The 8,514-nt window shown below is 64.4% G+C and carries 8 protein-coding genes; 5 read left to right on the forward strand and 3 right to left on the reverse strand.

Going from position 1 to position 8,514, the window contains the following annotated elements; translation table 11 throughout:
* Window positions 1-14: 14 nt before the first annotated feature.
* Together BGP02_RS14555 and BGP02_RS14560 are read right to left on the reverse strand one after the other, a co-directional pair.
* Entirely contained in the window at window positions 15-701 is a 687-nt protein-coding gene (locus BGP02_RS14555) for a VOC family protein (protein ID WP_017234916.1), read from the reverse strand.
* A gap of 54 nt (window positions 702-755) precedes the next feature.
* A complete protein-coding gene (locus BGP02_RS14560; protein ID WP_017234917.1) occupies window positions 756-1,109 on the reverse strand; it encodes a DUF2917 domain-containing protein in 354 nt (117 codons plus the stop codon).
* Between the two features lie 211 nt (window positions 1,110-1,320).
* Here BGP02_RS14560 and BGP02_RS14565 point away from each other — a divergent pair, with 211 nt between their 5' ends.
* From BGP02_RS14565 to BGP02_RS14580, 4 genes are all read left to right on the forward strand, one after another.
* Entirely contained in the window at window positions 1,321-2,766 is a 1,446-nt protein-coding gene (locus BGP02_RS14565; protein ID WP_130025537.1) for an aminotransferase-like domain-containing protein, read from the forward strand.
* Window positions 2,767-3,020: 254 nt separating this feature from the next.
* The gene (htpG, locus tag BGP02_RS14570; protein ID WP_150563074.1) at window positions 3,021-4,907 is read left to right on the forward strand and encodes a molecular chaperone HtpG; all 1,887 of its coding nucleotides are present in this window, start codon (window positions 3,021-3,023) and stop codon (window positions 4,905-4,907) included.
* A gap of 212 nt (window positions 4,908-5,119) precedes the next feature.
* Window positions 5,120-5,728 (forward strand): chorismate--pyruvate lyase family protein, encoded by a 609-nt coding sequence (locus BGP02_RS14575; protein WP_017234920.1) that lies wholly within the window; start codon window positions 5,120-5,122, stop codon window positions 5,726-5,728.
* On the forward strand, window positions 5,716-6,228 hold the full coding sequence (locus BGP02_RS14580) for a DNA-deoxyinosine glycosylase (RefSeq protein WP_017234921.1): 513 nt from the start codon (window positions 5,716-5,718) through the stop codon (window positions 6,226-6,228). Before BGP02_RS14575 ends, BGP02_RS14580 begins: the two co-directional genes overlap by 13 nt.
* Window positions 6,229-6,331: 103 nt before the next feature.
* Here BGP02_RS14580 and BGP02_RS14585 read toward each other — a convergent pair whose 3' ends face one another.
* Complete coding sequence (locus tag BGP02_RS14585; RefSeq protein ID WP_017234922.1) at window positions 6,332-7,012, reverse strand: methyl-accepting chemotaxis protein; 681 nt, start codon at window positions 7,010-7,012, stop codon at window positions 6,332-6,334.
* A 409-nt stretch (window positions 7,013-7,421) separates the two neighbouring features.
* Between BGP02_RS14585 and BGP02_RS14590 the strand changes: the two genes are divergently transcribed.
* Window positions 7,422-8,264, forward strand: coding sequence for a class I SAM-dependent methyltransferase (locus BGP02_RS14590; protein WP_017234923.1), 843 nt, complete (start codon window positions 7,422-7,424; stop codon window positions 8,262-8,264).
* Window positions 8,265-8,514: the final 250 nt, after the last annotated feature.

Here is an 8,514-nt window from a genome sequence, read left to right on the forward strand (position 1 = left end):
TCGGTGCGGCGGGCCTAGCGCAACGTGCGCGGCCCGTCGGGGGTTTCGATTTCGGCGGTGAGCGACGGCTCGACCAGCGTGGCTTCGACGTTGACGAGTGCGTCGGCCCCAAGCCACTGCAATTGCGCCTGGATCGCCGCCGCCTGCGGATGGAAGCCGCGCAACGCGGTAACGGCACAATCGGCGCTCGGCAGCGCATCGCTCGGGTGCTGCGCCGAATCCCATTGGATCAGCGTCGGCAGCAGACCTTGTCCGGCGCCTTGCCAAGCGGGCAGACTGCCGTCGTCGGGCACGCCGATCCGCCACGACAGCGCGCCGCGCTGCATCGCCATGACTGGCGCCAACCGCTGCGGATACTGCGCCTGCCAGCGTGGCAGCGAGCGCGGCCGCTCCACGCGCGCCACCCAGTGCGCGAGGTAGGGGCCGCGCTCGAGGCGCGCCTGAACGGCCTCGTCGTCGAGGCCGAACCAGCGCGGCCGGTCTGGCGGCGGGGCTTCCGGGTCGATGGCGATGATCTCTAGGTAAGCGCCACCCCAGAGTCCCAGCAAACTGTTGTGCGTGCCCATGCGGGCGTGCTTGCCGCCGCGCTGCGGTACGACCTCGGTGAGGCCGAGCTGCTCGATGACATGGGCTTCGCCCGCCTCAAGCGTTTGCGCGGCAACGACGAGATGATCCAGTTTCAGGGCTTGGGGTGCGGTCATGGCGGGTTCGGGCGGCAAAATCGATAGCTTACTCCGCCTCGCTCCTTCCTCGGGTCATCCACGCGAGAGTCGCGTCATCGTCCGATTGGCCATGCGCACGGCGAGATCGCGCCACGCCAGTCGCCACCCGGCGCGCACGAGGCGCTTGCCGGCAGACGCGGTGAGTGTGGCCGCGGGATGGCTCACGCGCAGACGCACGCCGTCTTGCCATGTGCCCAGCCACACGCGCTGACCGGCCCGAATCTCAAAACTCTCGCCGGCGTGCAGCCAATGGTCGGCGGGCTCACCTTCCACGGTCAGCCACAGGACACCTTGCAGCACCTGAAGCGATTGCGGCAGGTCGGCAGCCGGGGCCTGCCAGAAGACGGTCTGTTCCCGGTCCAATTCGAAGAGTCGGATTTCACGCATGGCGGTCTCCAGTTGAGAAGACACTTTATCGGTTAACTCCGGTACAGTACCGGTACAGATAGCAAAGTAATCTTCGGTACAGTTAAGGATTGACAGAGAATTTGGCGCGCGTAGAGTGGCGACCGATGGACAATCCCCGCAATACCGGGCCGACGCGCAGCAGACACTTTGACCGCGAAGCGGCGGTCAGATTTGCCCAGGTGGATAGACGATGACGACAACGACCCCCATTTCTCCGCTGGTGCTGGCCGACAACGCCGCGCTCGACACGTCGCGCATGACGCTTGTCGATCAGCTCGTGCATTGGGCGAGCCTGCGCATCGAGGAGCGAGTCTTCCTGCCCGGCATGCGCATGCCGTCGATTCGCTCGCTGGCGGAAGACAAGCGTGTGTCGCGCTTTTCCGTCGTCGAGGCGTACGAGCGGCTGGTCGCGCAGGGCTATCTCGAGGCGCGGCGCGGCTCGGGCTTTTACGTGCGCGAGCGGCCTGTGATGCCCGCGCAGAACGCGGCGGCGCCGATGGTCGCGCAGGGGCCGATCGACGTGGCCTGGCTCGTGCGCAGCATGCTTCACTCGGTCGCGCCGGAGCGCGGTCCGGGCATGGGCTATCTTCCGCCGAGCTGGCTCGATGCCGACATGATGACGTCGGCCATGCGCTCGATGAGCCGTCAGTCGAGCGCGCATCTGCTCCAAAGCGGTAACCCGCATGGCTTCCTGCCACTGCGCGTGCAACTTCAGACGCAACTCGCGGAACTCGAAATCGGCGCGCGCCCCGAGCAAATCGTGTTGACATCGGGCATTACGCAGGCGGTGGACTTCCTGCTGCGTCTGTACGTGCGCGCGGGCGATACGGTGCTGGTGGGGGACCCGGCGTGGTTTGTCATGTTCGGCCGCATCGCGTCGCAAGGCGCCCACACCATTGGCGTACCGTACACCCCGGACGGACTCGACATGCCGGCGCTGGAGCGCCTGGTGCAGCAGCATCGGCCCAAGTTGCTGATCCTCAATTCGATCCTGCAGAATCCGACCGGAACGTCGCTGACGGCGGCGCGCGCCTTCCAGATCCTGCGTCTGGCCGAGCAGTACGACTTCATGGTGCTCGAAGACGACATCTACTGCGACCTGTGCCCGTCGCACCAGCCGGTGGCGCGACTGGCGAGTCTCGATCAGCTCAAGCGCGTGATCTACATGGGCAGCTTCTCGAAGACGCTCGCCGCGAACCTGCGGGTGGCGTTCGTGGCGTGTTCGCCGGCGCTGGCGAAGACCTTCGTCGATCACAAGATGCTGTCGGGCTCGACGACGCCGGAGATCAACGAGCGGATCGTCTACAAGGCGCTGACCGAGGGGCATTACCGCCGTCACGTAGAGCGCTTGCGTACGCGTCTCGACGAGGTGCGCGACACCACGCGCCGGCGCCTGGAGCGCATCGGCCTGCGCATGTTCGGTGAACCGACGTCGGGCATGTTTTTCTGGGTCGACACCGGCGTCGATACCAGCGCGGTCGCCGCCGCGGGGCACGAAGCGGGCTTCCTGTTTGCGCCGGGGGCGTTGTTCTCGCCGCGTCAGGCACCGAGTACCTGGATGCGCATGAATATCGCCTGTTCCAGCGATCCCGCCATGCTGACCTTCCTCTCGCGGCAGCTCGAACTGGCCGCCTGAGCGGGCGTGGGCGCGAGCCCGATGGTGGCGGTTCGACCGTCTCGCCGGCACGGCGCTTCGCCAGGTTTTGCCGCAATTTCCCGTATCGTCGCGCAAGCTGCCGCGAAATAACCCTTCTGCCGGCCTTGAAATGCCGGCCCGCCGTCCCTATTTTCATCGGGTACCGCCGCTCCGGCAGCGCGCGCGCAAGTGCGCCGGCCGGCGGTCAGTGTCGATATTCCATCCATCTCACCGATTCACGAGGATTCCCGACCATGGCGCAAGACACCATGAGCTTTCAGGCAGAAGTCAAACAGCTTCTGCAACTGATGATTCATTCGCTGTACAGCAACAAGGAAATCTTCCTGCGCGAACTGATCTCCAACGCTTCGGATGCCGCCGACAAGCTGCGCTTCGAGGCGATCAACGACGCCGCGCTGTACGAGCAGGATCCGGAACTCAAGATTCGCGTGTCGTTCGACAAGGACGCCCGCACCGTCACCATCGAGGACAACGGCATCGGCATGAGCCGCGAGGAAGCCATCGCGCATCTCGGCACGATCGCCAAGTCCGGCACCAAGGAGTTCTTCTCGCGCCTGTCGGGCGATCAGCAGAAGGACGCCGCGCTCATCGGCCAGTTCGGCGTGGGCTTCTACTCGGGCTTCATCGTGGCCGATCGCATGACGGTCGAGTCTCGCCGAGCCGGGCTGCCGGCTTCGGAGGGCGTGCGCTGGTCGTCGGCGGGCGAGGGCGACTTCACGGTCGAGACCATCGAGCGCGCCCCGCGCGGCACCGCCATCACGCTGCATCTGCGCGACGGCGAAGACGAACTGCTCTCGTCGTGGCAACTTCAGTCGATCATTCGCAAGTATTCGGATCACATCTCGCTGCCGATCGTCATGCGCGGCGAAACATGGGACGAAGAAAAGCAGGCGATGGTGCCCGCCGAGTCCGACGAGACCGTCAACCAGGCGAGCGCGCTGTGGACCCGCAGCAAGAGCGAGATCACGGACGAGCAGTACACGCAGTTCTATCAGCACATCGCGCACGATATGCAGGCGCCGCTGGCATGGACGCACAACCGCGTCGAAGGGCGCAGTGAATATACGCAACTGCTGTACGTGCCGGGCCATGCGCCGTACGATCTCTGGGATCGCAATTCGCAGGGCGGGCTGAAGTTGTACGTCAAGCGCGTGTTCATCATGGACGACGCGGAACAACTGCTGCCGAACTACCTGCGCTTCGTGCGCGGGGTGGTCGACTCCGCCGATCTGCCGCTCAATGTGTCGCGTGAAATCCTGCAGGAAAGCCGCGATGTGAAGGCGATCCGCGAAGGCTGCGCAAAGCGTGTGTTGGGACTGCTGGAAGATCTGGCCGAGAACCAGAAGGACAAGTACACGCAGTTCTGGGGCGCGTTCGGGCAGGTGCTCAAGGAAGGCACGGGCGAGGATCAGGCGAACCGCGAGCGCATTGCCAAGCTGCTACGCTTCGCGAGCACGCACAACGACTCGGCCGAGCAGAACGTGTCTCTGGCCGACTACGTCAGCCGTATGAAGGACGGTCAGGACAAGATTTACTACGTCACGGCCGAGAGCTGGGTGGCGGCAAGCCATAGTCCGCACCTGGAAGTGTTCCGCAAGAAGGGCGTGGAAGTATTGCTGCTGACCGATCGCGTCGACGAGTGGATGCTCTCGTACGTGCACGACTTCGACGGCAAGGCGCTCGTGAGCGTGGCGCGTGGCGACCTGGATCTGGGCGCGCTGGAAGATGCGGGGGAAAAGGCCGCCCAGGAGAAGACCAGCGGCGACCTCAAGCCGCTCATCGAGAAAATGAAGGAAGTGCTCGGCGACAAGGCTAAGGACGTGCGTGTGACGTTCCGTCTGACCGATTCGCCGTCGTGCCTGGTGTCGGATGAGAACGACATGAGCGGCACGCTCCAGCGCTTGATGAAGGCGGCGGGGCAGAAGATGCCGGAATTCCGTCCGATTCTCGAAATCAACCCGGAGCATGCGTTGATCCAGCGTCTGACGGCAGAGCGTGCCGATCTGGCGGACTGGGCGCAACTGCTGTTCGATCAGGCGCTGCTGGCCGAAGGCGGCAGCCTGGAAGACCCGGCGGCGTATGTGAAGCGTACGAACGCGTTGCTGCTCGCCGCGCAGTGAGCGCGCCAGTGCAGACCGCGCAGCGCTGACCATGGCGTTGCCGATGGGCCCCCGCGTCGATATGTCGCGGGGGCCTTTTTGTTTTTGGGTGCGAGCGTTACGGGGCGGCGGATCAAGGGTGGCGGGCCGGTGTCCGCCGACCGGCTCCAATGCCGCCGCTGCGTGACGTGTGGGCGGTGCGCCGTCGCCTTGCGCCTTTATAATGCCGAGCCATGACTTTCCGATTTGATGTGGGGGGGCGGCGCTGGCAGGCTGTCCCGGCGCCGGCGCTTTCGCGTCGTCATAAAGATTGGCTTACCCGGGGCGGCGCGCTCACGCGCCATCTGTCGACCCTGGGGCGCGTGAGCGTGCGCGTCGTGGCGGAGCGAGTGATGCCCGCCGACGCGGACCAGTGCCGCGCCATCGGTGTGCCATTGCGCACGCCGATGTGGGCCCGCGATGTCATCCTGCTGGTCGACGGCGAGCCAGTGGTCGTGGCGCACAGCGTCACGCCGCTCGCCTATAGCCGCTCGATCTGGCAGGCTATGCGTCGCTTGCGTACGCGACCGCTGGCCGATCTGCTCTATCACGATCCCACCGTCACGCGGTCCATGCTGGTGTCGTGCCCGCTTGCGCCGCGTCATCTGTTGCACGGCCGTGCGCGTCATGATGCGCGCGACCCGCTCGTCGGTGCGAACCCACGTGCGCGGTTGTGGGCGCGTCGGTCGGTCTTCGTACGCCGTGGCGCGCCGTTGCTTGTCACCGAAGCGTTTCTGCCGCGTTTCTGGCGGCGTTTGGAAGCGACGCACGGTGCGCTGGCTCACGACGGATGCGTGTCATGACGACGGACCTCATCCCTGAGCGCAAACGCAACTTTCCGCCGGTGGTGGACGCGCAAACGCGCGTGCTGATTCTCGGCAGCCTGCCCGGCGACGTCTCGCTCGCGCATCAGCAGTATTACGCGCATCCACAGAATCGCTTCTGGCATCTGGTGGGAGATACGATCCGCGTCGACCTGCCGTCGCTCGCCTACGATGCGAAGCTGCAGGCGCTGCTCGCCCATCGCATCGGGTTGTGGGACGTAGTCGCCGAGGCCCGGCGCAACGGCAGCCTCGACAGCAATATCCGCGACCATACGGGCAACGACCTGATCGGGCTCATCGAGACGCTGCCGGATCTCGAGGTGATCGCATTCAATGGCGGCACGGCGGCCCGGCTGGGCATGAAAGCGCTCGCACACCACGCGGATCGGTACCGGATCGTGATGCTGCCCTCCAGCAGCCCGGCCTACACATTGGCCTACGCAGAAAAGCTGCGCATGTGGCAGGCATTGACCGCGTGACGGCCTGTCGAGCGGCGCGTCCGGGGTAGCTCGGTCATGCCCGCGCGTGGCTGCACGCAACTGTGCGAGGCGCGATTCGTAGCGATCCACGGGTGTCGGCGCATCAAACCCTGGCTGAACCTTTGGACTTGTCGTTCGAGCCGACGACGTTGCGGATCAACTGATCCATCTCCTTGATGATGTCTGCAAGCACCTGCGTGATCACCGCAAACTCCCTGCCATGCTCCCCCGCCCGAGCCGCCGAGATGCGCGCATTGAGCGCAACGATGTTGGCTTGCATCGAAATACCGCTGAGGCGCTCCACGAGGTCGGTCTGGCGTTTGCGCACGGCAACTTCGCAACGGTGCATTTCCTCCTGATAGGCCTGGGTGACGGTCTGTAGCAGGTCAAGTAGCGGGGTGGCCTGTGCGACCAGGGCATCGAGGGATGACGCTTGCCGATGGGTGTCCGCCAAAGGGGCGTCTATCACGGCGCTGACCTGGGCGATGAAATCACGGATACGAGCGTCGGCGCGCGGACTGCCGAAATAAAGCTGCTGCAAGGCGCTGGAGAACGCGCCAGGGAAACGCTCATTGCCCGTCGCGAGATCCGAATGCGCCGACTCGAACATCGACAGACACTGGCGTGCGATATCGAGCGCGGCCGTGTCCCCACGCGAAGCGAGCAACAACTGAAGGATGATCCGTTGCGACAGCATGCGCTGCCTGCCGGAGAGGTTGATCAATGTGCCGAGGGTTTCGGCGGACACTTCGGCCTCGGTTGATTGCGTAGAAAAAGCGTTCATGCCATGCCTTACAGAGAGTGTCGACGCAGAGGCGCGCCGTGCTGAGCGGCAAAGCAAAAGCGCCCCGAAGCGAGATGCCTGCGAACCGGTTGCCCGGTGCGTGGTCATCTCGCTTCGGGGCGCCATTGCCCGGGACGCTCCTTTTCGGAGCATGTCATCGCGACTTGCCAGTTTGTTTTCAGGCCGCCGTTGGCCTGTGCGTGTCTTTTGCAATATCCATGCCATCGCTCATTGCAGCGGCCCTGGGCGTCGGGGCGCAGCGAAATGGTGCGGCGGATCCTGCCCGGGGCACTGATCTTGTGCCGGATGCGTCATCGCGACGCGTGCGTTGCGGCGTCTCGACGGGGCGGGAAGCGAACCCGGTACAATGCGTTCCCATCGGAATCTCCCGAGTTTCATTGAAGGACACATGACCCTCATCAAACGCAAATCCATCGAAGCCGAAGCATTCGTCAGCGACGAGCGCACCGTCCGTTCCTCCCGTCCCGCGTACAAGCCGCGTTTCGCGCCGGTGACGTTTTCCGAAATGGGGGGCGTGCGTTACCTGCACTTTGGCACCCCGTGGGTGCAAGGGGCAATGCGTCTGTCCAAGCCTGACCGGATCGAGCTGGAATACGCGCAACAGATGATGGCGTGGCTGCTGTTCATGCGTGCGCCCAAGCACGTGGTGCAACTGGGTCTCGGCACTGGGTCGCTCACCAAGTTCTCGCATCGCCAGTTCCCGCGTACACAGGTCACCGCCGTGGAGTTGAACCCGGCCGTGGTCGTGGCGGCGCGCACCATGTTCAGCCTGCCGGATGACTCGCGCCGATTGAAGGTGCTGGAAGCGGATGCCTGGGATTTCGTCACCGACCCGGCGAGGCATGGCACGGTCGACGTGTTGCAAGTCGATCTCTACGACGCGACCGCACGTGGCCCGGTGCATGACACGCCCGCGTTCTACAAGGCCTGCCGCGCCACGCTGAGCGCACCCGGCATGCTGACGACGAATCTGTTCGGCGATCACGACAGCTATCCGAAGAACATCCGTCGCCTGCGTCAAGCTTTCGATAATCGCGTGATCGAATTCCCTGAAGTGCACGACGGCAACGTGATCGTGCTGGCCTTCAACGGTCCGCTGCTCTCGGTGGAGTGGAAGGATGTGGAAGCCCGCGCGAAGGTGGTGGAAGCCGCCACGGGCCTGCCGGCCAAGCGGTGGGTCAAGCAGCTTCGCTCGGCCAACGGCGACGGTGGTCCTGTGCTGACGATCTGACGTCAGAGCGTCGGCGCATTTCGGCGCACCTCTGCCCACCTCGGCGCGGCGATGCCTGTCGTGGATGTAAAAAAGCCAGCCGCGAGGTCTTACCCCCAATCTTGCATGCATAGTTTGGGGCTGAACCGCTACAACAGACCAAGAAGCTATATCACCCCCTCCTTGAGGGGGTGTTTTTTCATCCGTTGCTGGACCGGCCAGCCTTTCGTAGACATCTTCGAGCCATAATTTATGGCAACCGAGGAGGTCA

The sequence above is a fragment of the Pandoraea sp. 64-18 genome, assembly GCF_001899225.1.
In the GTDB taxonomy this organism is placed as follows: Bacteria; Pseudomonadota; Gammaproteobacteria; order Burkholderiales; family Burkholderiaceae; genus Pandoraea; species Pandoraea cepalis.

What these genes read in the sequence shown, in the direction of transcription:
- BGP02_RS14580 (WP_017234921.1), top strand. Translation starts at nt 5,716, where the DNA reads ATGCGTGTCATGACGACGGACCTCATCCCTGAGCGCAAACGCAACTTT.
- BGP02_RS14585 (WP_017234922.1), bottom strand. Translation starts at nt 7,012, where the DNA reads ATGAACGCTTTTTCTACGCAATCAACCGAGGCCGAAGTGTCCGCCGAA.
- BGP02_RS14565 (WP_130025537.1), top strand. Translation starts at nt 1,321, where the DNA reads ATGACGACAACGACCCCCATTTCTCCGCTGGTGCTGGCCGACAACGCC.
- BGP02_RS14555 (WP_017234916.1), bottom strand. Translation starts at nt 701, where the DNA reads ATGACCGCACCCCAAGCCCTGAAACTGGATCATCTCGTCGTTGCCGCG.
- BGP02_RS14590 (WP_017234923.1), top strand. Translation starts at nt 7,422, where the DNA reads ATGACCCTCATCAAACGCAAATCCATCGAAGCCGAAGCATTCGTCAGC.
- htpG (WP_150563074.1), top strand. Translation starts at nt 3,021, where the DNA reads ATGGCGCAAGACACCATGAGCTTTCAGGCAGAAGTCAAACAGCTTCTG.
- BGP02_RS14560 (WP_017234917.1), bottom strand. Translation starts at nt 1,109, where the DNA reads ATGCGTGAAATCCGACTCTTCGAATTGGACCGGGAACAGACCGTCTTC.
- BGP02_RS14575 (WP_017234920.1), top strand. Translation starts at nt 5,120, where the DNA reads ATGACTTTCCGATTTGATGTGGGGGGGCGGCGCTGGCAGGCTGTCCCG.